General features: G+C 41.8%; 20 protein-coding genes. 7 read left to right on the top strand and 13 right to left on the bottom strand.

Translation table 11 applies throughout. From position 1 onward, the window contains the following. The 4 genes from C5745_RS06930 to C5745_RS06915 are packed head-to-tail and all read left to right on the top strand — an operon-like array spanning window position 1 to window position 4,154. Window positions 1-1,293 carry an anthranilate synthase component I family protein gene (locus C5745_RS06930; protein ID WP_105716258.1) on the top strand — a complete coding sequence of 431 codons (1,293 nt, stop codon included), beginning with the start codon at window positions 1-3 and terminating at the stop codon, window positions 1,291-1,293. A gap of 17 nt (window positions 1,294-1,310) precedes the next feature. Further along, the gene (locus C5745_RS06925; protein WP_105716257.1) at window positions 1,311-1,970 is read left to right on the top strand and encodes a TatD family hydrolase; all 660 of its coding nucleotides are present in this window, start codon (window positions 1,311-1,313) and stop codon (window positions 1,968-1,970) included. Window positions 1,971-1,988: 18 nt separating this feature from the next. Then, window positions 1,989-2,744: a tRNA threonylcarbamoyladenosine dehydratase gene (locus C5745_RS06920; protein WP_105716256.1), complete on the top strand. Its 756-nt coding sequence runs from the start codon at window positions 1,989-1,991 to the stop codon at window positions 2,742-2,744. A gap of 21 nt (window positions 2,745-2,765) precedes the next feature. Then, window positions 2,766-4,154, top strand: a complete 1,389-nt coding sequence (locus C5745_RS06915) for an exonuclease domain-containing protein (protein ID WP_105716255.1) — start codon at window positions 2,766-2,768, stop codon at window positions 4,152-4,154. Here C5745_RS06915 and fbp read toward each other — a convergent pair. Continuing rightward, complete coding sequence (gene fbp / locus C5745_RS06910; protein ID WP_105716254.1) at window positions 4,133-5,155, bottom strand: class 1 fructose-bisphosphatase; 1,023 nt, start codon at window positions 5,153-5,155, stop codon at window positions 4,133-4,135. The genes C5745_RS06915 and fbp overlap by 22 nt on opposite strands. Window positions 5,156-5,419: 264 nt before the next feature. Between fbp and ppk1 the strand changes: the two genes are divergently transcribed. Next, window positions 5,420-7,486: a polyphosphate kinase 1 gene (gene ppk1 / locus C5745_RS06905; protein ID WP_105716253.1), complete on the top strand. Its 2,067-nt coding sequence runs from the start codon at window positions 5,420-5,422 to the stop codon at window positions 7,484-7,486. A 5-nt stretch (window positions 7,487-7,491) separates the two neighbouring features. Here the strand turns inward: ppk1 and C5745_RS06900 are convergent, their stop codons facing one another. Together C5745_RS06900 and C5745_RS06895 are read right to left on the bottom strand one after the other, a co-directional pair. Then, window positions 7,492-8,085, bottom strand: coding sequence for a DUF502 domain-containing protein (locus C5745_RS06900; RefSeq protein WP_105716252.1), 594 nt, complete (start codon window positions 8,083-8,085; stop codon window positions 7,492-7,494). A gap of 15 nt (window positions 8,086-8,100) precedes the next feature. Further along, complete coding sequence (locus C5745_RS06895) at window positions 8,101-10,530, bottom strand: bifunctional UDP-N-acetylmuramoyl-tripeptide:D-alanyl-D-alanine ligase/alanine racemase (RefSeq protein ID WP_105716251.1); 2,430 nt, start codon at window positions 10,528-10,530, stop codon at window positions 8,101-8,103. 86 nt (window positions 10,531-10,616) lie between these two features. Between C5745_RS06895 and C5745_RS06890 the strand changes: the two genes are divergently transcribed. Continuing rightward, window positions 10,617-11,096, top strand: a complete 480-nt coding sequence (locus C5745_RS06890) for a regulatory protein RecX (protein WP_105716250.1) — start codon at window positions 10,617-10,619, stop codon at window positions 11,094-11,096. Window positions 11,097-11,228: 132 nt separating this feature from the next. Then, window positions 11,229-11,957 (top strand): DUF6733 family protein, encoded by a 729-nt coding sequence (locus C5745_RS06885; protein WP_105716336.1) that lies wholly within the window; start codon window positions 11,229-11,231, stop codon window positions 11,955-11,957. A 180-nt stretch (window positions 11,958-12,137) separates the two neighbouring features. On the opposite strand, the gene C5745_RS06880 is transcribed toward C5745_RS06885, so the two are convergent. Genes C5745_RS06880 through C5745_RS06835 form a run of 10 tightly spaced genes read right to left on the bottom strand, consistent with a single transcriptional unit; the run spans window position 12,138 to window position 23,529 of the window. Further along, complete coding sequence (locus C5745_RS06880; protein ID WP_105716249.1) at window positions 12,138-13,070, bottom strand: capsular polysaccharide synthesis protein; 933 nt, start codon at window positions 13,068-13,070, stop codon at window positions 12,138-12,140. Further along, complete coding sequence (locus C5745_RS06875; protein ID WP_105716248.1) at window positions 13,070-13,546, bottom strand: adenylyltransferase/cytidyltransferase family protein; 477 nt, start codon at window positions 13,544-13,546, stop codon at window positions 13,070-13,072. The genes C5745_RS06880 and C5745_RS06875 overlap by 1 nt, the downstream gene beginning before the upstream one ends. Window positions 13,547-13,558: 12 nt before the next feature. Beyond that, window positions 13,559-15,931 carry a GumC family protein gene (locus tag C5745_RS06870; RefSeq protein WP_105716247.1) on the bottom strand — a complete coding sequence of 791 codons (2,373 nt, stop codon included), beginning with the start codon at window positions 15,929-15,931 and terminating at the stop codon, window positions 13,559-13,561. A gap of 50 nt (window positions 15,932-15,981) precedes the next feature. After that, window positions 15,982-16,773, bottom strand: a complete 792-nt coding sequence (locus C5745_RS06865) for a polysaccharide biosynthesis/export family protein (protein ID WP_243403273.1) — start codon at window positions 16,771-16,773, stop codon at window positions 15,982-15,984. Continuing rightward, complete coding sequence (locus C5745_RS06860) at window positions 16,760-17,896, bottom strand: glycosyltransferase (protein WP_105716246.1); 1,137 nt, start codon at window positions 17,894-17,896, stop codon at window positions 16,760-16,762. The genes C5745_RS06865 and C5745_RS06860 overlap by 14 nt, the downstream gene beginning before the upstream one ends. Beyond that, complete coding sequence (locus C5745_RS06855) at window positions 17,893-18,996, bottom strand: glycosyltransferase (RefSeq protein ID WP_105716245.1); 1,104 nt, start codon at window positions 18,994-18,996, stop codon at window positions 17,893-17,895. Before C5745_RS06855 ends, C5745_RS06860 begins: the two co-directional genes overlap by 4 nt. Next, window positions 18,993-20,120: a glycosyltransferase family 4 protein gene (locus C5745_RS06850; RefSeq protein WP_105716244.1), complete on the bottom strand. Its 1,128-nt coding sequence runs from the start codon at window positions 20,118-20,120 to the stop codon at window positions 18,993-18,995. The genes C5745_RS06855 and C5745_RS06850 overlap by 4 nt, the downstream gene beginning before the upstream one ends. 5 nt (window positions 20,121-20,125) lie before the next feature. Beyond that, window positions 20,126-21,253, bottom strand: coding sequence for a glycosyltransferase family 4 protein (locus C5745_RS06845; RefSeq protein ID WP_105716243.1), 1,128 nt, complete (start codon window positions 21,251-21,253; stop codon window positions 20,126-20,128). Further along, window positions 21,250-22,485: a hypothetical protein gene (locus tag C5745_RS06840; RefSeq protein ID WP_207795734.1), complete on the bottom strand. Its 1,236-nt coding sequence runs from the start codon at window positions 22,483-22,485 to the stop codon at window positions 21,250-21,252. Before C5745_RS06840 ends, C5745_RS06845 begins: the two co-directional genes overlap by 4 nt. A gap of 45 nt (window positions 22,486-22,530) precedes the next feature. Continuing rightward, complete coding sequence (locus tag C5745_RS06835; RefSeq protein ID WP_207795733.1) at window positions 22,531-23,529, bottom strand: glycosyltransferase family 2 protein; 999 nt, start codon at window positions 23,527-23,529, stop codon at window positions 22,531-22,533. Window position 23,530 lies beyond the last annotated feature (1 nt).

Genomic DNA, 23,530 nt, shown 5'->3' with positions numbered 1-23,530 from the left:
ATGGCTACTGCCGTATTTCAGGTTGACACGCAGCATTTCGAAAAACGGGCCCTTCAATGGGCACAACAGTTTGATGAGGTTTGCTTCTTTCAATCTAATGACTACAATGATGAATATGCACAAATAGACCGTTTACTTGCCGTAAAAGCTATAGATCAAGTTGTCTGCGAGCACATGGACATATTCCAGACGTTGGAAAAATTTAGAGCCAGGTATCCTGATAGATGGATGCCTGGCTTTTTTAGTTATGACCTAAAAAATGAAATTGAGAATCTAACTACATCTTTTCCCAATCGATTAGAATTTCCTGAAGCTTATTTTTTTATTCCAACCATCGTTTTGCATTTTACCGATAAAGAAGTGAAAATTGAAGCCCCTTATCCGGAAAATGTATATAACGACATTTTAGCCAGTAGCGATACGGCCAATAGAAGAATAAAAGAAACAACGAACATCTGTTTCCAAAAACGGATGTCCGAAACAACTTACGTCGATGTATTCCAGCAGCTATTGAAACATATCCAGCAAGGCGATATTTATGAAGTGAATCTTTGCCAAGAATTCTACGCCGAAAATGTTACGTTGTCTCCGTTAGCCGTATACCAAAAATTGAACAGGGTCTCCCCTACACCATTTTCCTGCTATTTCAAAATTAAGGATAACTACATTCTATCCGCATCACCGGAACGTTTTTTAGCCAAGCGAGGAAGCGCTTTGATTTCTCAACCTATTAAAGGCACCGCACCACGCGGAAAGACGCAGGAAGAAGACTTCCTTATTATCGAGACATTAAAAAACAGTCCGAAAGAAATCTCAGAGAACGTGATGATTGTAGATCTCGTTCGCAACGATTTAACGCGTAGCGCACAAGAGGGTACAGTAAAAGCAGAGAAACAATTGGAAGTACAAACATTCGAACAAGTACATCAATTGGTCTCTACTATCGCCTGCCAAAAAAGAGTAGGCATATCGGATATAGAAGTTATCCGTAACACCTTTCCTGCCGGTTCGATGACTGGCGCACCGAAAATTAGTGCGATGAGATTGTGTGACCGTTACGAGAACAGCAAACGTGGTATATACGCAGGCGCCTTAGGTTACTTTGATCCGAAGGGCGATTTTGATTTCAATGTAGTTATACGCTCATTACTTTACAATAGCAAAAAGCAATATTTATCTTTCCACACCGGTGGAGCGATAACCATCGATGCCGATCCAAAGAAAGAGTACGAAGAATGCTTACTGAAAGCCTCGGCAATTCTTAAAACACTGGGATCTAAGCTAGTAAGATAAATTCCGTATATTTGGATATGTCTTTTCCTTATATTAATATACATACCCACTGCACGCTTGCTCCTACCGCACAAATCTTTTCGCTTCCCAACGTTATTATTTCCAAGAACTACCTATTTCCTCATCCCTGTTCACTTGGCATACACCCTTGGTTTGTTGAAAGAAATGTGAAGGCACAATTGGATGCGCTTCACCAATATGGAAAAAAGCAACAGGTTTTAGCCATCGGCGAATGCGGACTCGATAAGCTGTGTGATACAGCATGGAACATACAAGAGGCTATCTTTCGCAAACAGATCAGCTATGCGAACAGCGTCCAAAAGCCTTTAATTATCCATTGTGTCCGGGCATATCAAGAGTGCTTACGAATACTTCATGAAGAAAAAGTACGTGTTCCCGTTATTTTTCACGGTTTCGAAAAAAAGACAGAATTGGCAACACAAATTATCCGTCACGGTTATTTCCTAAGCCTAGGTGGCGCGCTCCTGCGAGGAAACAAAGACAGCCTCATTCAACACATACCTTTGGACAAAATTTTACTGGAAACGGACGATAAATCTATTAATATCGTAGATATTTATGCTTATTTTTGCCGCGTTCGAAAAATAGAGTTACAATATTTGAAAGAACAATTGTACCAAAACTTTAAGCATATATTTAGCTATCCTATTGGATAATTGAAAATGATTATTTGAATGAAAGATTTATCTTGGTTATCAAGAACAGAAGCTTTAACTGGACGCACAGCACTGGAAAAACTTGCTAATTCACACGTAATGGTTCTCGGTTTAGGAGGCGTGGGTTCATTTGCTGCAGAATTTATCTGCCGCGCAGGAGTTGGTAAAATGACCATCATCGATGGCGACACCGTCGATCCATCTAATCGAAATAGGCAATTGCCGGCGCTTGCTACTAATCATGGCGAACCCAAAGCACAGATCATGAAAGATCGTTTATTAGCCATCAATCCGGAGCTGGAACTTCAGGTTATCGAAGATTTTATTATACCAGAAAAGATCCCAACGCTTTTAGCGTCAAATCCCGACTATTGTGTAGAAGCGATTGATAGTATTACACCAAAGCTATTTTTTATCCGACAGGCATTAGAAGCAAAGATGCCTTTTGTCAGCTCAATGGGTGCTGGCGGAAAGGTCGATCCCACCAAAATTCGTATCGCCGACATTAGTCAATCATACAACTGTAAACTGGCCCAACACATCCGAAAGAAACTTCGCAAGCACGGCATTCGTGACGGCGTTAAAGTGGCATTTTCCACTGAACTTCCCAATAAAAAATCTTTATTGTACACGGATGGCAGTAATTATAAGAAATCCGCTTATGGAACCATGTCTTATCTGCCCGCGGCATTTGGTGGAGCCATCGCTTCTGTAGCAATTCGAGACTTGATTGACGAAGCAGTTAATTATCATCAACAGCTTCCGCATTACTAATTAAATTAGTAATATTGCAAAGTGAATAAACAAAAACATTTTGCCATTGTCGATATTGAAACCACGGGTAATCATGCCGAACGGAGCCGTATTACAGAGGTTGCTATTTTGATACATAACGGGAAAAGGATTACCGAACGGTATCAAAGCCTTGTTAACCCGGGATGCCCCATCCCTCTCGCCATACAGACCCTGACAGGTATTACGCCGGACATGTTAGAAGACGCACCTGCTTTCGACGAAATCGCCGAAGACGTATACCATCTTTTACAGGGCAAAGTTTTTGTGGCTCACAATGTTAATTTCGATTATTCGTTTCTAGTAAAAGAACTAAAGCAAGCAGGCTATGACTGGCAAGCAACAAAACTCTGTACAGTTCGGCTGTCCAGAAAAATCTTTCCCGGACACCGCTCCTACAGCTTAGGGAACATCTGCAAAGCACGCGGCATCGAGATTACCGCCCGACATCGGGCCATAGGTGATGCCGAAGCCACGGTCGAACTCTTTTCCCAACTTATTGCACACGATAAAAACAGATATTTGCAGGATAGCTTACACAAGAACACCGAACATCGATTGCCTACACATCTTTCACTAGAACAGTTCCAACAGCTACCTGAAACCACAGGAATATACATCTTTCGGAATAAGAAAGGTAAGATTATCTATGTCGGAAAGGCTGTTAATATACGTAAGCGTGTTTTAAGCCATTTCGCGGGCATCAACACGAGTCTTAGACGACAACAATTTATAAATGAAATCGCGACCTTAGATTTCGAAGAGTCTGGAACAGAGCTTATGGCACTCCTTATGGAGTGCCAAATGATAAAAAAACATTGGCCCATCCATAATCGGGCACTGAAGCGATACGAGCCGAAATTTGTGCTTATGCATTACGAGGATATCCGGGGCTATTGTAGATTGGCTATAATGAAGGCAATCAATCACCCAAATAGTATTCGCTATTTCGAAACAGCACAAGAAGCCAATTTATTTCTACGTAACATATTGGAAGAATTTAATTTCGATTCAGCCCTTTGTACGTTCTATTCTCCGTCTACGGAGACACACGCAGACCGCAGGACACCGGCCAAGACCCTTCCGTCAGTTGAAGAGCATAATCGAATCATTAATAGCATATTTCAACACCTGCACCATCGTAAACGTTCATTCCTACTTATCGACCAAGGACGGAATGAAGAAGAAAACAGCTATGTCTACTTTAAAGAAGATAAGCTTTACGCGTTTGGATTTGTAGCGTTTGTTCAACAATGGTCCAATGTAGAGGATATCGTTTCTTATAAAGATAAGTGCGTCAGTAACTTTTATATGCAACAGATTGTCCTGCAATACGCGGAACGTTACCCTGAAAAAGTAAATATCTTATCTCAGGTGCCAATTCTTTCTTGAGCTTTGTCCATAAAACTGAGCACCTTGTTTACCATATTTTTGCTTCCGATAACAATAGGTGTCCGTTGATGCAGACTAAGTGGTTTAATCCCCAGTACTCTTTCTGTACCGGAAACGGCCTTTCCTCCCGCTTGCTCGATAATAAACGCCATCGGATTACATTCATAAAGTAGACGCAGCTTACCATTCGGATAACTAGAAGTCTCAGGATAGAGAAACACGCCTCCGGTAATCAGCGTGCGGTGAATATCGGCTACCATAGAACCTATATAACGAGAAGTATAGGGCCTGAAGGTATCACTTTCCTCTTCTTGGCAATACTTGATGTAATCTTTGATATATTGCGGAAATTTTAAATAATTCCCCTCATTTACGGAATAAGATTTTCCATCAACCGGAATTTTCATATCCGGGTGCGATAAACAGAACTCTCCAATAGACGGATCCAGTGTAAAACCGTTCACGCCTTTGCCCGTTGTATAAACCAGCATCGTCGAGGAACCGTAAATAACATATCCTGCAGCAATTTGTTCGTGACCATACTGGAGTATTTCTTCTTCAGATACGGGTACGTCAAGTATCTTCCTTCGGTAGATTGAAAAGATAGAGCCAACCGACACATTCAAATCAATATTTGCTGATCCATCTAACGGATCCATACAAACCATGTATTTGCCGTTACTTGTTAAGTTTTTTAATGATATTTCGATACATTCCTCGTGTTCTTCCGAAGCGATATAACAGCATTCGCCGCCTCGAGTTAAGGCTTCAATAAACTGCTCATCTGCATACACGTCAAGCTTTTTTTGTGCTTCGCCCTGTACGTTGTGATCGCCATTTTCCCCGAGTATATCAACAAGGCCAGCTTTGTTGACCTCCCGGTTAATAATCTTGGCCGCGATACCAATGTCACGCAACAATCGCGAAAGCTCGCCTTTCGCGTACGGGAAATCTGCTTGCTTTTCAATGATGAATTGACCTAATGTTTTGAATGCCATAATATAGTTGTTCGTTTTGATGACTTATTCACGGCACAAAACTACACAAGCAAAACAAATTAAAAAACTGATTTTCAGCTTATTGTACAATATACACATATTTACCAGATTGATATTCAAGCGATTATTTTCGATAAAAATTTCGTTTTTTTATTAGGATAAACTTCCCTCGCTCTCACCCGTTAACATCTTCTTTATATTTTCGTTATATTTAAGACACATTACGGAGGTATATTTAAAAGCTATCAAATAGTGGCAAAGAAAAAGATGATAAATAGATTTATTCCACGCGATATCAGTTGGTTAAGTTTCAATGGCCGCGTGTTGCAGGAGGCTGGTGACGAGAGCGTCCCCCTTTCCGAACGGATCAAGTTTTTGGGTATTTTTTCAAACAACTTGGATGAATTTTTTCGTGTAAGGGTGGCCGGATTAAAGAGGGCATTGGTTTTAGACGAAAAAGAGTCCAAAGAGTTTTTCTTCGAAAACCCACAGTATATTCTGGACAAGATCAATGAATCAGTCATCGAACTTCAAAAGCAATTCGACCAAATATGGTTACGGGTACAGTCGGAGATGGCGAAGGAAAAGGTCTTTATTAAAGCTCCAGAAGAGCTTAGTGCGACGCAACGAGAATTTGTGCGACGCTATTATGAAGATGAAGTAGAATCCAACGTCATTCCATTAATGTTGGATGAATCTCGTCCGATGCCCTACCTAAGGGATAAAAGTCTCTATCTCGGTATCGCTATGCGTAAAACTGATTGGGTATACGAAACACAGTTCGCGATTATCGAAAATCCTACTCGAAATAACGGCCGGTTCGTATTGCTACCCTCACCAAAAGACCAAAAGCACGTCATTCTTTTGGAAGATGTCATTAAGTTCAACCTGCCCTATATTTTTTCTTATTTCGGGTTTGATACTTTCAAAGCACACGCCTTCAAGATCACAAAAGATGCGGAATTTGATATCGACAATGATATCAACACCACGTTGGTGGAGAAAATCGAAAAAGGTATTAAAAACCGTCGTAAAGGTAAACCAACGCGTTTTGTGTTCGACAAGGATATGGATTCGTCACTTGTCACCTTCTTAATCAAGAAGTTGAACCTGTCGAAAAAAGACAGCATTATTCCAGGGCAAAAGATTCATAACTTCAAGCATTTCATGGATTTTCCGAAAATATTCAGATCGGAAAAACCCTCTGTAGAACGCAGCTCATTTGACCATCCAGACTTCGCAGGCCGTCAGAGAGTAAGCGATGTACTTGTGAAAAAGGACGTGCTGCTTTCCTTTCCTTATCATACTTTTAATCCGATTATCGATCTACTCCGTGAAGCAGCGATGGATCCGCACGTGCAGTCGATTCATGTTACCATTTATCGCATGGCTGAAAATTCCAAAGTAGCTAACGCCCTGATTAATGCCGCCAGAAACGGCAAGCAGGTCACTGTTATGCTTGAACTACGCGCTCGTTTCGACGAAGAGCACAACCTGACATGGAAAGAGCGTTTTGAGATGGAAGGCGTTAAAGTGCTACTGGGCATACCGGATAAAAAGGTGCATGCTAAACTATGTATCATAAAAAAAAGGATGAACAATAAAACACTGCAATATGGGTTTGTCAGCACCGGAAATATCAATGAGAAAACAGCAAAGATTTATGGGGACCACTGTTTTATGACTAGCAACCGAGCCATCATGGCAGACATCAACAAAATTTTTGCTGCGTTGAAGAAACCGAAAGCTGAACTCACCGAAAGCCTCAAACCATGTAAAAATCTTCTGGTCTGTCCAACAACGATGCGTGAAACGTTTTTGAAATTAATCGACTGTGAAATTGCCGAGGCTAAAGCAGGTAATGAAGCACATATAATTGTCAAAGTCAATTCGTTAAGTGATAAAATACTCATCCGCAAGATGTACGAAGCGGCCGATGCGGGGGTAAAGATCGAGATGATCGTGCGCGGTATCTATTGCGCCGTCAACCAAAAAAAATTCAAAAGCCCACTCCACGCCGTCAGTATAGTCGACGAGTATCTGGAGCATGCCCGAGCGATATACTTTTACGCAGCAGGAAAAGAACTGGTCTATATTTCATCGGCTGACTGGATGCCCCGCAACCTCGACTATCGCGTAGAGGCCGCTGTGCTGATTACCAACAAAAAAATAAAACATGAGCTGATCGAGATGCTGCACATCCAACTGAAAGACAACGTAAAGGCACGTATTCTAAACAATAAATTAGAGAATAAATACGTGCGCGACGATGGAGCTCCATTCCGGTCTCAACTAGAACTGTATAGATACTTACGGAAAAAAAATAAAACGTAAAGCTGCTATTCAATGCCGCTTACACCGCCCGAAACCACTAGTTTCATAGCATCTGTAGCTGTCATATCCAAACGTTGCACATTAGTTGATTTAACCACAACAACCTGTCCTGCAACAGAATAAGAGTACGGAAAGTAAACTATAACTTCATCTGGTAGTCCGATTTTATGCAGGTCGCGCTGTGTTAAAAAACCGATTTTTTTCAGTCCGGTTTCGTTCACCAATACCAGTACCGGCTCGTTAAACTTCTTGGCATCACCTACAAAGGCCTCCGTAAAGTCCTTTATCGACGAATAAAGCGTATTGAATAACGGGATCTTGTCAATGGTCCGTTTCAACCATGCGCGTATAGGCTCCGTAACAAACGTTGTGAAAATGATCCCGACTAAAATCAGTATAAGGAGTACCGTCAATATCCCGATGCCGGGGATATATAGCGGATGTCCTTGTTCATCTTCTAAAAAGTGGATTGTTAGATTTAACGCGTTATCTAAGGATGCTACTACCCACACGATTAAAAATACCGCTCCCGCCACCGGAAGTGCAACTAACGTACCCTTTATTAAATAATACAATAGTTTTTGTGAAACTCTTCTCATTATTTCCTATTTTCTTTAACCATAAAAATATATACGTTTTACTCTAGCAGCTATATTTACTAACAACTCATAGGGAATTGTACCGATACGCTCTGCCGCCTCCATCAAGTCAGGAAACACGACGACCTCATCTAATTCTTGTGCGCCAATATCCGTGACGTCAAGCATGCACATATCCATACAAATCGAGCCAACAGTCCTCGCCCTTTGCCCATTGATAGACATCTCCCCTATGCCGCCGCCAAAACGCCTGCTGTAACCATCTGCATATCCTATTTTCACCGTGGCGATACGGCTCGGTCGGTGCAACAGTCCTTTCCGGTCATAACCGACCGTTACTCCAGCTGGCAGCTCTTTAATTTGCGTAACTGTGGTTTTTAGTTCACTTACCTTTTCCAGCGCCATCTTTTTATTCATATCCACCCCGTACAACCCGATACCCAAACGAACCATATCCATATAGGCAGATGGCCAATTGACAATACCAGAGGTATTTGCAATATGACGAACCACTTTATAACCCAGCATCACTTCTAGTTTATCTACGCTTGAAGAGAACAGCGAAATCTGTTGCGTTGTAAAATCATTATGTTGGCTGTTGCCCGAAGCAACCAAATGCGAAAATACCGTCTTAACTTTAATCTCCGACGAAGCAGATAATAGGGTCGTCAACTCATCCATTTCAGCGGGTAAGAAACCTAGGCGGTGCATGCCGGTATCAATTTTGATATGAACAGGAAAATCTTTCTGTTTACGAATTCGTAGAAAATCTATCAAGGCTTTTAAAATACGAAAGCTATATATCTCCGGCTCCAGATCGGAGTCTAACAAACTTTCAAAAACTTGTTCATCTGGGCTCAACACCATAATGGGTAAGTCGATCCCGTGTTGCCGCAGTTCGACACCCTCATCCGCAAATGCAACCGTTAAATAATCTACCTTATTAAACTGCAGGAGGTTTGCCACCTCAAAACTACCGCTCCCGTATGAAAAGGCCTTGACCATGACCATCAGCTTGACGTGCGGTGGTAGCATCGAACGATACATCTGTAAATTATGTTCCAACGCGCTAAGGTTTATTTCCAGAACGGTTTCATGTGATTTAGCAACTAGCAATTTGCTTACATCTTCCAAGTGATATCTTCTGCTTCCTTTGATAAGAATAGATTCGTTTTCAAACGCAATATTTCCCAAGTTTTGCACCAGTTCTTCCGTGGAATCAAAAGACAACAGCAATGTATCCAGTTTATCCTGCAAGCGGTGTAACGATTTACCCACAGTAATTATCCGATGAAGATTTTGCTGTCTCAAGACCGAAACAAGCTTTGCTTCAAGATGATCATTAAGACCATCCATATCAGACAGAATGAGCGTCTTCTTTTTATGTTGTTGCTGTTGGCGTAAAAAATCCAAAGCAATTTGTAAAGACGCCAGATCATTTGAATAGGTATCGTCAATAATGGAGCAATTATATCGTCCTGTCTTTAGTTGCAAACGCATCTCTAGGGGGCGTAACCGCCCTAGCTTTTGGATGATCGCATTCATCGAATAACCCAAGAACAAAAGTGTAGTCAGACAGGTAAGCACGTTTTCTATCGACGCTTTATCCACAAAAGGCACGGTAAAGGTCACCATCTCCTGTCTATAAATCAGCTGGATAGAGGAACTCCCCTCCTGTCTTTCTGCTATGCGCGATACCTGCACTTGATCCACATCGTTCTCTCCAAAAGTAAAAGTCCTCGTTTCACCGGATAAATATTTCCCAAAGGCATATCGCGAAGGAAAGATCACGTCTCTGGTATGCTTAAAGAGTTTTAATTTCTCTGTTAATTTTACTGTCTTGCTGGCAAAGCCCTCTGCGTGTGCTACTCCAATATTGGTCACGATACCAATATCCGGACATATCATTGCCTCCAATTGATCCATTTCACCTGGCATGCTGATCCCTGCTTCGATAATGGCACAGTCATAATCATCCGAAAGATCCCATAGCGATAGTGCTACTCCTAATTGCGAGTTGTAGCTTTTGGGACTCTGGTATACTTTTTTATCTTCCTGCAATAGTTGAGCGAGCCACTCTTTTACAATCGTTTTCCCATTACTACCTGTAATTCCGATAATAGGTTTACGGAATTGCCGACGATGGTAGCGAGCAAGGTCCTGCATTGCTTTCAAGGCATCGTTTACCCAAAAGAAACTAGCTTCGGGACATAATGTTGTATCGATATCATCGCGCGAGACAACGAAAGCACGGACACCTTTCTGATAGGCGTCTGAAATAAAAGTATGTCCATCACGCACATTCTTCAAAGCAAAAAATAGACTGTGTTCCGCATTTCTTATTTTACGGCTGTCATAGGCCAAATCATAGATCGGTTGTTCCGCATTGCGAACCAAGTGCCGTTTGCTATTGATATGAGGAAGAATAGATGCGAGTGTGTACATGATAAATTGTAAAGGACAAATTTCATCAATATTTTCAATAATACTATTATTTAGTATATAAAAACGAAATTATTTAGGTTTGCAGGATGGACGAATATAGGAAGCAGAAAAAACCATTAGCGCCGCTACAGGCTAAAAGAAAAGCTGAAAACTACTGTGCTTATCAAGAGCGATCCCAGCAGGAAGTACGAAACAAATTATATGAATGGGGTCTTCACCAAGAAGACGTAGAAAATATTATCGTACAGCTTATCGAAGACAATTTTCTGAACGAAGAACGATTCGCAAAAGCATACGCTTTAGGCAAGTTTCGAATGAAGGGTTGGGGAAAAATCAAAATAAAACACCATTTAAAAGCCAAAAATGTCTCCGAACCTCTTATCCGTATAGCACTAAAGGAGATTAACGAAGAAGAATATTACAAAAAAATAGAAGAAACAATAGAAAAAAGGATAAAAAAACCAATATCATCCATTTATTTCAATGAAAAATCAAAACTACACACCTATTTACGATCAAAAGGATTCGAAAGTTATATTATTAACGACATAATTAACCTAAAATAATCATTTTTACAAATAAAAAGTGTATTAGCTTATGTTTTTTATCTAAAAAACTATTGCAATATTAAAATATTTGTATAGTTTTGCTGATATAATTACATTTTAAAACAACCTAATCCATTTTTTATGAAAAAAATGAAAAAAATCTTCAAATTATCCGCAGTTTTAATCTTAACTGGCTTTGTATTCACTACCAGCGCACAAGAAAATGAGACAACTTTCTCTCTGGGGGTTACTTCTGATCAATTTTTTGGCGTAGCGCCAAGTGTTGCCATGGAATACAAGTTATCGGAGAAAGTCGGAGCCTCCGTTTACGGGATTTTCTGGGGGGCAGGTACTGCTGGCGCGTGGGGCAACTGGACCGAGTTTGGCGGTGGCGTCAATTTGTACTTAGCGGAGGGTATCACCTTAAACCCTAACATTGGTTTCACGTTCGGAAACCTGTTATCTAAAGGAGCAGCTGATGGCCAGGCGGGCGGAATTGCGGGTGATGGAATCGTACCCAACCTCTTTTTCAACGTGGATATTCCAAATTTTGAAAGTGCGATTTATGCCGGCTACTATGCTCCGCTGCGAGACCAAGCTCCCGAGGGCGGCTCTGCCCTTGCCTATTTGCACTATTGGGTAAGCGCAGGATATAAAGTAAGTGACGCGTTCTCGTTCGGTGCGCACTACGAACATCTGAAAAGAACAAAAGACGATATTGGAGGTAAATTGGATTATTTTCAATGGTTAGGCCCATACGTCCAATTCAATGCTGGAAAGTTTGGCAGTTTTGTTCGGTTATCCGCTGGCCCCGAGGTAAAAAACGGATTGCAAGCGAAAGATTCCTTCTATAAATTATCGACAGGATTTTCATTTTAATCGACAGTAATAGATACTGCTCACTAAATTTAACTAAAGAAGGTGTCCAAAAAGGATACCTTCTTGTTTTTTCGATAGGCCCGTGTTGTTTGCTGGTGTTGTATTGGGGGTTGTAAACTGCACGCGGTCGTAGATGATGTATTGACAACTGTCAATGAATTGCCCATTACCGAAAATGGTTTACAGACAATCACTTCTTATACTTTTCGTAATCAAGTCACGAAACTTAACTAGGACTTCTTCATCAAAATAGGACATCTTATGTATATTTCCCTTCGCAAAAGCTTCTTCATAAGACACAAAATCGCAGCCATCGTTGATTTTAGTTTGAAGCAGATGCGGAATCACGTCACTTACGATCGGACAACGTTTATCAGCAAGTTTTCCAGTTATTAGTTCCTGGTACAATATCTGGAAGCAAAAATAATCCACCAATTTATCCTGTGTTTGCCAATAATACAACATCAAATCCAGCAATACAGCGATCATTTGACTATTTTTTTGGGCAAACATAATACTACTGAGCATGTTGACCTTGAAATCCGGATGCCAGCCCCAATAATAAGCATAGGTGCTTTCCCAATATTGTTTGTGCTGTTCATTGGAATCACGCTGATACAGAAAATATTCGTATCGTTCTAAATAAGCGGGTAAAGATCCGGTGAGTAAAACAGTAGCATCCAGCCAAACACCGCCGTAAGCATTCAATAACGCCACACGTAACAAATCAGAAAAAAAAGTTCTGTTAAAGCCCTCGATGTTATCAAACTTCTCCCACACAAAGGTGGGTATATCCAAATATTCTTTAATAGAAGAATCGTCCAAGCGAATAACTTTGTAATCAGCTTTATGTCGGTCTACAGACGCCGCACAAATGGATACGACCTCCGGAAGGTTCTCGTCTTGAAATCCCTGTCCCCAATATTGCCATATAATTTTATGTGTATTTAGTGTTTTCTTTGGCAAAACTTCATACTTCGGCAATTTTTCGTTATCGTAATCATCAATAATAATCTGCCAAAATGCAGCCACTTCTTTATGTTTAGCCAGGATTTTACGTTTGCGCAGATAACTCCACATAGCTTTTACCAAAGGTATTTGAGATACACCCATTACTTCTGCCCTTTCATCGCTTCTTTTTCTGCTACGATTTTTCGTAATCCCGAGCTGGAAAAACGATGATCTCTTGAATTATAATACAGCTCAATGTCTTTTTCTTCACAATACTTCTTACCCGTGAAGCTCTTGTGTCTGTATTCCTCCCCGACTACCCGTACATCCAGTTTAAAAGAGCGCAAAATATCCTCAAGATCTTGTTCGGTAGAATAGGGAACAATTTCATCTACATACATGCATCCACGCAACTGTATGTAGCGTTCCACGACGGTTTGCGTTGGTCTATTTTTTTCCGGTCTATCCAACGATGGATCCATTTGCAATCCACAAATCAAATAATCGCATTGTCTTTTTGCCTCCGCCAACATCATGATATGCCCGGCGTGCAACAAATCAAAGGTAGAAAATGTAATGCCAATCCGCTTTCCAGGATTATAATCGTTTCGCGTATTTATTTTATCTTCTGCTTCCATTTTATTGAATGTTTAATTTTTCTTAAACAAACCACGTAATCCCTTCTTTTCTTCTCCATAGCCATAACCGTAGCCATACCCACCATAGCCGTAGCTTCCGTATCCGCTTCCTCCCGGTTTGATCCCGTTTAATACAACGGCCAGATTGTTAACTTTTTTCTCGGTGTATATACGTTCGATATCCGGCAGCTGTCTGCGATCCATTTTACCTGTACGAATAATAAACAAGGTGAGGTCAGAAATTCTGTCCATAATAGCGGCATCGGCAACGACGCCCATCGGCACACCGTCAACGATGATATAATCATATTGGCTCCGCAGTTCGTGCATCAGCGTATCCAATCTTTGGCCCATTAGCAGGACCACCGGATTGGGTGCAATGGCACCGAAGGAGAAGAAATCCAAGTTTTCCATACCATCGATTGTCTGACGGATATCTTCCATTTGTATATCTGACTTGGACAAATAGTGGCTCAATCCCTTTCCTTCGTTCAGCCCTACTCTTGAGCTCAGCGTACCTTTTCGCAAATCTAAATCCAGCACGGCAACTTTTTTTCCCATATTGGCCAATGTCGCGGCTAAGTTCAAGGAAGAAAACGTTTTCCCTGCTCCAATAGTAAAGGAGGTCAACAGAATCACCTGCGCCTCTTTTCCATCTCTAGACATAAAACTGATATTCGTACGCAAAATACGGAAAGCTTCGGTCAGCGGGTCACGCCCCGTATCCGTTACTAAGATACTGTGATCCTTTGTCTTCCTGCGAGAAAGTGGTATTTCTCCTAAAAACGGCACCGACAAAGCGCCTTCAATATCCTGACGGCTACGAACCTTCGTATCCAACATCAGCATGATCAGTAAAATAGCAGCCGGAAGCACAATACCGATTGCTACCCCTGTTGTTAGTTTCCCGTACTTACTGGGGGCAATAGGTGCATTTGAACGAGTTGCAGCATCCACAATCCGGATACTCTCGTCCGTCATCGCCCGGTTAATTGCGTTTTCTTCTCGTTTGTTCAAAAGGTACAGGTACAATTCCTCCTTCACTTTTTGCTGCCGCTCTACAGAAAGCATCATCCGCTGTTTCCTTGGTGCCTGTGTCGCTTTTCCCCGTGCGGTCTGTTCCTCCCGTATCACATTGTTCAGCTTGATATCCAGACCACGCATCGCATTGTCCATCGCTTCATATATGTTATCACGTATCGAGGCCAGATTTCTATCCAAATCTGCCACTACCGGATTTGCAGTGCTACTCCCTTCTACCAGACGGTTTCGGCGCAAAAGCATAGCGTTGTACTCATTAAGCTGATTTTCCACATTTGCATCCACCAGTCCGGTATTATTTGGCATCAGTTCATATTGTCCATCTTTCTCGGTAAGGTATTCCCGCATCATATTCGCGAGGTTAATATCCGTTTCTATCTTCGTTCGCTCCGACTGGAACTGGCGGCTATCGGATAAGTACATTTGCCCTTCAGTCTTCGCGTCCATACCCTGATTGGCTGTCTGGAGGCGTTCAAGATCCGATTCTACAGATCCCAATTCGGCTTCGATAATCGCCAGGCGGTCGCGTATAAATTCTTCCGTATTGACCGCTATTTGATTTTTATCGCGCAACGCCACTTCATTGTACACCGCTATCAGCTCGGTAATCACGGCCGCCGCCCGCTGCGGATTAACGTCTTCCAGAGAGATCTGCAATAAGCCTGCTTCGCCATCGAGCTGTCTGATATCCAGTTTTGACAAGAAATACACTGCCGCTGCACCGACCGATCGTTTGTTTATCCAAATAGTTCTCCCGTAAGATTTTTCATTATAAAAAGGCGTAGGTTTTACCGTAAGGGTACCGAATACGGTTTTTGTCGCTTTATTGAGCTCCACCTTCACCTTCTCTCCTTCCCCTAGCTTATCTGTTACCTCCACATGGGTTTTATCCAACGGAGTCACCGACAGCTCATAATTACTGTTCGCTGACTCCCTTTCCATAATGACCTCCACAGGAGTCGTTGTATACAATTCGTTGTAACGTAAGCCGGAACGTTCTAAATAATTTGTTCCCGCTCCAATGCGTTCTACCGTCGTCTGCATGAGCTCTTTGGAACGTAACTGCAGGATTTCGCTTTTTACATTGACCGTGTTGGCGACATTTGTCCGTGTAAGACGTGCCGTAGTCGGTGTGTTTTGGGGTGTTTTAATCATGACCGTTTGGGTGCTTTGATAAATATAAGGCGATTTACTATACTGATAATAGTAAACTGCACCAAATATCAGAACAGAGAGGAAAAACCATATCCATTTGGAGAACAAATATTTCACGATATCGACCACGTTGATAGATTGTTCTTTTTTTTCGTTGACGGTCATACCGCCATATTGACTAACACGCATTTCTTTTTTTGTTATTATTTTAAAGTTAGCTATAAGCTTTACACCATTCTTTATTTGAACAAAGCAAACATGGATATCGCCAAAGACAACATACCTATACCAAATGAAATATATTGTCGGTTTATCTGCTCGCGAGGTGTCATGACAGCCGTCCGAGGCTCTACATATACGATGTCGTTCTGCTGCAGATAATAGGTCGGCGAATCGAAGATCGATTTGGATTCTATGTCGTTCACATATTTCTTTCGGATACCATTTTCTTCCCGGATGACGAGCACAGCCTGCGGATCCGCAACCACATCCAATCCCCCTGATCGGGCGATTGCATCCAGCAAGGTTATCTGTCCCTCCGGAACTTGCAATACCTGATTTCCAACAGCGCCCATCATGGTGACTTTCAAGTTCAACAGCTCTACTTTCACGGTCGGGTTGGTAATATATTCTTTAGCAATCAGCGAACTGCGAACCAAATCCTTTACCTCATCTACAGTCAACCCTTCTACGTGCAGTGTACCCAGTATCGGGAAATCAATATTTCCATTGTAATCGATCATATAGCCGCCATTCGTGCGGTCAACTACCGTTGATACACTTCCATCATCCTGCACTTTATAGCTACCTACACCGCCATTAAATGGAGCTGCAAGTTCAGGCGCACTGGCGCTGACCACAATCTGGATCCGGTCGTTCTTTTGTAAACGCAACGGCAGTGCTTCCATCGCCATATATGCCGTATCGGGCATCATATCTTTTACATATACCACTTTTTTTGGCACGATGCAACCGTTTAGCAGTACCAGGCCTAATACCCACGTTAATAAAGTAATCTTATTCATATTCATAGTTTTCTATTTTTCGTAATCTATCATACACTTCTAAACTCTTCTCCACCATTTTATGTCTTGTAAAATATGCCTCGTACCGTTTCCGGCTACCTTCCGATAATTGTCGTTTTAACACTGGATCAGCTGTTATTTTGTTTATCGCATGAGCCAAAACTTCCGGATTCTCCCGTTCCACCACCAAACCAGATACCCCATCTTTATTCACCCAACTCACACCAGAACCAGGTATGTGAGTAGAGATAATCGGCTTCCCAAAAGACATCGCTTCGATCTGCACAATGGCAAAAGCTTCCGTCTTCCGTATCGAGCTTAAGCAGAATATGTCCGTAGCATCGTAATAGTTGGCAATTTCCTCATCCGGTATAAACCCCAGTAGCGTCACTCTATCTTTAACACCTAATTTCTGTATCAAAGCCTCCAAAGATGTTTTTAATGGACCTTTACCTCCAATAAGCAGATGAAAGCCATCCTCCAAGTCCGCTACTGCCCGAATTAAGTATTCATACCCCTTATATTCGACCAAACGTCCTAATGAAAAAATTAAATGTTTATGTCCATACCGCTCCCGAATATGGGCTACTTCCTCCTTGTCACTCTTCAATGGCGAAACACCAATCGGAATATAACTTATCTTGTGTTTTACATTTTGTAAAAAAGGGGATTCCGCCACATATACCGGTGTGGTGCCCACAATGCTATCTGCTCGTCTAATCAGCCACGTTTGCAGCGGTGCATAAAGTTTCAATAGGGTCTTTTGTTTCAGAATATCCGAGTGCCAATGCAGTACAACCTTCCCCTTGTATCCGGAAAGAAACAGTGCCAAACAAGCCATGGGATCCGGATGGTGGATGTGGATGATATCGTAATATTTTGCGATCCTCCGCAATTTCAAAATCATTTTAGGTGCTAACATCGTAGCGGCAAGCTTCAATCGCGTTGGCAACACCATCACCTCCCCATAGGCATTTAGCTTGATCGTTTCCGCAGGATAATCTTCCGTGGAAGCGCACAGCATATCACAGTGTACTTTTCGCTCGGACAAACCTAACGTCAGGTCGTACATGACTTTCTCCACACCTCCCCTTATGGGATAAAATTTTCCTAGCTGTAGTATATTCATTTGGTTAAAATAGAAAATAGTTCATCCCATGAATTGGTTACCTGTTCATCATACGCCTGTTGTCGCACTGTATGAAGAAAAGAACCATCGCCTTGTATTAATTTTTGCATCTGCTCCGCTAGTGCCAAGGGATTATCAGCATCAAAAAATGCTACCTGCTTATTTCCGGCAGCCGTTTCTTTTGCGTAGGGCATATCCGCTAATAACATAGGCTTATTCCATGCTGAAAATTCTGAAATCGGCAACCCCCACGTTTCGGCTTTTGACGGAAAAACCAAGCAATGGCTTTCTGTATAATAGCGAAACAGCGTTTCTCTAGATTGGAAGCCTATCCACTGTATTGCAGGAGTAGATTTTCCCCATTTTCTATATAACCAACGTGCATATTTATTCTCGGTTCCCTTTACGGTAATAAAAACCTTAAATCCTCGTATCCCTTTTCTTTTGAGTATATCTGCCGCTTGGCATAGGCATTCAAAATTTTTATGCGTATTAGGCGATGCGGCATATACGAAGTGGTATTCATCATTTAGCTGTTCTCCTCCGGCAAATTCCTTTTGTTCCGGAACGTTGGGAAGACTAACAACCAACTTATCTTTCGATAAACCAAAAAGCCGGTAGAATTCATTTTTCAGCCATTGCTGTTGCACAATAACTTTATAGTTCTTGTCAATATTCTTTTGATAGTAGTACTTTGAAAACAGTGCGAACATAACAAATTGCGGTGCTAAGCATACGTCCCGCCACCCCCAATTATAAAAAGGGAAGGGGTTATGGCAGTACACCGCTCTTCGCTCCGCCATAACATTGGGCGTGGTATCATGTAAAGAAAACCAAAGATATACAGGTCCAATATCTTTCGATATCTTTTTCATACTTACATATTCATACCATAAGCGGTTTAGCCAATTCTTTTTCGGCCATTGGGTTTCGATATACTCAATATTCGGATAGAAAGCCAGTTCTTTTTTATACACCAATGCCACAACACGATAATCTCCTTGCCCGGCGTATTCGGAAAGATAGGCTAAACAATCCCGTAAAATGGTCAACGTACCTCCCACGTTTAGATTGACTGCCGATACAACAATCGTCTTCATCCGACCAACTGATTAAAAAGGTCCAACCATTGCTTCATGACTTTTTCTTCCGAAAATTTAGCAGACATTTCTTTTGCTCTTGTCCCCATTGCACGGCGCATGTCCTCATCTTCGATGAGCCGCACTATCTGGTTTACCATGTACTCTTTGTTTCCTTCTGCCACGATAAATCCATTTTGACCATCCACTATAATATCCCGGGGTCCGCATTTGCAGGCATAAGTTACCATGGGCAGACCACAAGCCTGTGCCTCTAAAAGCGTCATCGGAAATCCCTCATAACGGGAAGTCATCACCAATAACCCACTTTGGCAATATTCTTTTTCAATATTCCTGACAGGTGGACGCAAGCGTATACTACTTTCCAGTTTCAATTTTTGAATTTGTGCCTGTAGCTGGTCTTTCAGGGGTCCGTGTCCAAAAATGTCCAGCCTCCACTCCGGGCATCGTTCGTGCACCATTTCCCAAATGCCGATCAATTCATCAAAACCTTTCTGATAGTCATATCGACCCACAGCGATAACCCGCTTACAGGTCACATCCGCTTTTGTCTCCGGAACAAAACTATTCGCATTCGGAATCAAAACAATATTTGAGAGATATCCCCAATACCCACAATCCTCTTCTGTCAGGACGACAAAACGATCGTATTGACTTGCCAATTGCAAATCCTGCCTGCTACGCCACACATCAGCAAGCCTCCATAGCCCCTTCCGTCCATATTGTCGACGCTTATAACGGGAAAAATGAATCTCCAATATCTTTTTGCTTCCGTCTTTTATTTTATAGAGGAAAGGCGTATCATGGTCAAACATCGAAATAACGATATCTGCCTTTAGCTTTTTTAAAAGTTCGCGTAATCTTCTTCTGTGCAGTCTTTGCTTCTGGAAATATTGTCTTGTTTTTACGAACAACCCCCGTGATGCATTGGCAGTATAGTTAATATCCAGATCGTACAAGCGGATGTTGTCGTTTAACGGAAAGTAAGGCAATCTACCCTGTTGGTCGGTCGTAATAATAGACACGTTGTGCCCCTTCGCTACAAGGTAGTTCGCCTTATTGGCTACAACGCGCTCCATACCGCCGGAGTTATATGTTCCTTTTATACAATAGATGATGTTCACAACTTCTAATTCTTGCTTGTTAATTCTACAAATAGATCAGTCCATTTTTTCATGATGGTTTTTTCGGAAAACTTCGCCGAATACCTTTTGGCTTTCTTACCCATTTCCTTGCGCAACTGCTCATCTTTTGCCAGCCGAACGATAGCATCCGCTAGCGCCTCCTCATCTCCTGCTTTCACCAAAAAGCCGTTTTCACCATCCTCAATAATATCGCGTGGTCCACACTTGCAGTCGTAAGACACTAACGGAACGCCAAAAGCCTGTGCTTCCAGTAGTACCATTCCTAAGCCCTCATACCTAGAGCTGAGGATATACATAGATGAATCCAGATATTCCCGAAAAATATCACGTGTAGATTCGTTCAAGATTACCACATCGGTTAGCCCCATCTCATCGACTAGGTTTTGAAGTGCAGCCGAGGTTACACCTCCACCGAAGATACGCAACGTCCAATCCGGACAAACCGGATATATATACTTCCAGGCCCGTATCAAGCTTTCAAAATTCTTTTGATAACCAAACCTTCCGGCGGAAATGGCGACTTTATTATCAAGCGCCGCCATCTCCTTCAGTTCAATGGTGTTCGCATTCGGAATCACCATGATATTGGAAAGTTTCCCCCAGTCTGGTTTATCTTCTTCTGTCAATACAATAAACTTATCAAACCGGCGTATCATACGCGCATCCAGCCAGGTATGAAACTTGCCAAAAAGCCCTTTATGCTTCCTCGAATCGATCCAGATAAAATGGGAAGAATGGGTTTCCAATATTTTTTTGCTTCCGTCCTTTATAAAGGGTAAAACAAAGGTTTCTCTGCCAAAAGTAGAGACTACAATATCCGGTCGGTATTCTTTTAAGAACTTGCGCAATCTTTTATAGTGCCACACCACACGCTTTGGCACCTCGCGCAATTTGTCCAAAGTAGATTTATCGTCAAATCCTACGTAATTAATCCGCAGGTCGACAAAATTGATCTTGTCCGACATTTCGTAAAAATGTCCTTTCCCTAATTGATCGGTTGTCACGACAGTTACCTCATACCCTACCTCTGCCAAATAATTCGCTTTATTGGCAATGACCCGCGTCAATCCTCCGGAATACCAGGTATTAAGAATACAATAGACGATCTTCATGCGGCAAAAGTTTTGTAAGTCAAGGGCTCGGGAGCTTTTTCGTTTATAAACTCGTCCAAGCAATAGAAAAGGGCGTAAATAAAAAAGATATCGGTGGCTACTTTAATCCAAAATACAAATGTCATCACGATGAATACCAAAAACACCATCGCATATTTTGGCCATCGATGCATAAAAAACAGACCGTTATACACGAAAAATGCTGCAAAAACAGAAAAGCCGATAAGCCCACAATAGAGGATGAAGCGGCAATAACCAATATCTGTTCCATATATAAAGCTGTCAAAAAGACCGGATCCGATAATCCATGTTTTTGTGTCTTGGGGCCAAATCCACATTTCACGGTTTAATTTATCCGTGGAGCCCGTAGACCACTCCCCTTTCTCTACGAGATTGAAAAATCCTTCAAAGGCAAAACGCATATGGTTATGAAATTCATCATTCGTATAGTACAGAAATGTCGAAAGCCCAACAGCGACAAATAAGGTTATGCCAAACCAGATACCCAATCTTAAAGCACTAAAGCGGATATTCAAACGGAACAGCCCGGAGAAAAAGATAAAATACAACATCGCCGACACCACACCAATAATAGTCGTTCGAGAGATTGCATTTCCCACAATAGCAATCGTAAAGAATGCCAATAACAAAAGCACGATGCTGCCCGTGCTTTTACGCACTGATTGTTCGTGGCATATAAGTGCAACAATCAACAACAGGACAACAGCAAAACGTATACCGGCAGAATCCAATGCGGCGCCTATACCATACAGCCGGTCTACTTCGTTATAAAATTCCTGCCCTTGATTGACATAGCTATCCACCAGGATTTTAAAACTCTCGATATTGTCGATCAACAATGCCAGCACACACTGTGTAAAACAAACTCCTGCCAGATACAGAACCAATAGTCGGAAGGAGGTTTCACCATGCATGACCTTTATCAGCACACATATAGCATAAGCACTGGCCAGCCAAGTAAAAAAACTACCGACATAACCGACATAAGCATAATCCGAGGTGTGATTGATATCCGTGGCAACAAAGCATATCAAGGAAAAAAAGACGGCAAAACCAATCGCTCCCAATATTCCCCTTGAGACGGAAAAATTCCTTCTTTGGATCGTATTATATCCAAAAATAGCTCCTCCCAGAAGGGCCAATAACATCTTTGTATTGATGGATGAGGGCAAAAACGTAAAACCAACCGGGAACAGGTAAAAACTAACCATAATTCCTATCAAAAAATAGAACAATATCCGCATTATACTTATCTGTTATCTATAAATTACACCGTACAAAAGACGTATAACGCCATGATAGTGGAGTTTAACTATCCAAAACTGTCTTTTCCATGCAGCCCATTGTATCAAACGGATCCGTAGCGATTGTACCCGATTCTTCCAAGCGTATCTATTGGATTCGGGAAACCAATATCTCCACTTCTGATATCGATCTCTTTCATCGGAAATCAATAACGGCAGCTTGATATTCAGTTTTAGCAAATCCAACTTCGTCCGTACCAGATCGGCATATCTGCCAACTGTCAGAAAACGTTCTACTTCGTTCATATTCTGGGTTACCTCTTGTATATGCTTGTCTGCGTATACTTTTGTTAGCGATTCTTCATTCGATTGCCCATAATGATACAAAGCCTGTGGAAGGTGACTGACTTTCTCTGCTAAAGAAAATAATTTAAACATCACCATCATGTCCTCGCCCATATTCATCTGTGGTGTAAACCGGATAATATGCGCTTCATACAATGATCTTCTAACCAAGAAAATCCAAAGGTTCCAGCGCATTCTGCCTTCCAGCATTTTCACGATTGCTTCTTTAGGAGATGAAAAACCAGGCTGTTGCATCAGGCGTTCTTTTTTTGCAAACGACAAATACCAATCAAACCCTACAATATCTGCTGCTGTACGTTCCGCCTCTGCCACAGCTATCTGGATGGCATTTTCATCAATCCAGTCATCCGCATCTATATAGTAGATATATTCACCAGCTGCGTGCTCCAATCCTGTATTCCGAGCAACGGCCACGCCTTGATTAACATCATGACTGATGACCTTAACAACTACCGTCTCGCTTTCTTTTAAGGAAGCTGCAAAGTCTATAAGTGCCATTAAACTACCGTCCTCACTATTATCGTTGATAAAAATCAACTCCAGATAAGGGTAGGTCTGCTTGCCTAACGATTCCAAGCAACCGTGCAAGGTGTCTACCGCGTTGTACACGGGAATAATGACGGAAACATATATATCTTTTAACATC

This window comes from Sphingobacterium haloxyli (genome assembly GCF_002980525.1).
Classification (GTDB): domain Bacteria; phylum Bacteroidota; class Bacteroidia; order Sphingobacteriales; family Sphingobacteriaceae; genus Sphingobacterium; species Sphingobacterium haloxyli.
This window is presented reverse-complemented; position numbering and strand designations above follow the sequence as displayed.

Bases quoted from the DNA above. Each gene is read 5' to 3' on its own strand.
- C5745_RS06855 (WP_105716245.1), bottom strand. From the start codon at position 18,996: ATGAAGACGATTGTTGTATCGGCAGTCAATCTAAACGTGGGAGGTACG.
- C5745_RS06860 (WP_105716246.1), bottom strand. From the start codon at position 17,896: ATGAATATACTACAGCTAGGAAAATTTTATCCCATAAGGGGAGGTGTG.
- C5745_RS06840 (WP_207795734.1), bottom strand. From the start codon at position 22,485: ATGGTTAGTTTTTACCTGTTCCCGGTTGGTTTTACGTTTTTGCCCTCA.
- C5745_RS06920 (WP_105716256.1), top strand. From the start codon at position 1,989: ATGAAAGATTTATCTTGGTTATCAAGAACAGAAGCTTTAACTGGACGC.
- C5745_RS06885 (WP_105716336.1), top strand. From the start codon at position 11,229: ATGAAAAAAATCTTCAAATTATCCGCAGTTTTAATCTTAACTGGCTTT.
- C5745_RS06865 (WP_243403273.1), bottom strand. From the start codon at position 16,773: ATGAATATGAATAAGATTACTTTATTAACGTGGGTATTAGGCCTGGTA.
- C5745_RS06880 (WP_105716249.1), bottom strand. From the start codon at position 13,070: ATGGGTGTATCTCAAATACCTTTGGTAAAAGCTATGTGGAGTTATCTG.
- C5745_RS06895 (WP_105716251.1), bottom strand. From the start codon at position 10,530: ATGTACACACTCGCATCTATTCTTCCTCATATCAATAGCAAACGGCAC.
- ppk1 (WP_105716253.1), top strand. From the start codon at position 5,420: ATGATAAATAGATTTATTCCACGCGATATCAGTTGGTTAAGTTTCAAT.
- C5745_RS06835 (WP_207795733.1), bottom strand. From the start codon at position 23,529: ATGTTAAAAGATATATATGTTTCCGTCATTATTCCCGTGTACAACGCG.
- C5745_RS06870 (WP_105716247.1), bottom strand. From the start codon at position 15,931: ATGCGTGTTAGTCAATATGGCGGTATGACCGTCAACGAAAAAAAAGAA.
- C5745_RS06930 (WP_105716258.1), top strand. From the start codon at position 1: ATGGCTACTGCCGTATTTCAGGTTGACACGCAGCATTTCGAAAAACGG.
- C5745_RS06900 (WP_105716252.1), bottom strand. From the start codon at position 8,085: ATGAGAAGAGTTTCACAAAAACTATTGTATTATTTAATAAAGGGTACG.
- C5745_RS06875 (WP_105716248.1), bottom strand. From the start codon at position 13,546: ATGGAAGCAGAAGATAAAATAAATACGCGAAACGATTATAATCCTGGA.
- C5745_RS06890 (WP_105716250.1), top strand. From the start codon at position 10,617: ATGGACGAATATAGGAAGCAGAAAAAACCATTAGCGCCGCTACAGGCT.
- C5745_RS06845 (WP_105716243.1), bottom strand. From the start codon at position 21,253: ATGAAGATCGTCTATTGTATTCTTAATACCTGGTATTCCGGAGGATTG.
- C5745_RS06925 (WP_105716257.1), top strand. From the start codon at position 1,311: ATGTCTTTTCCTTATATTAATATACATACCCACTGCACGCTTGCTCCT.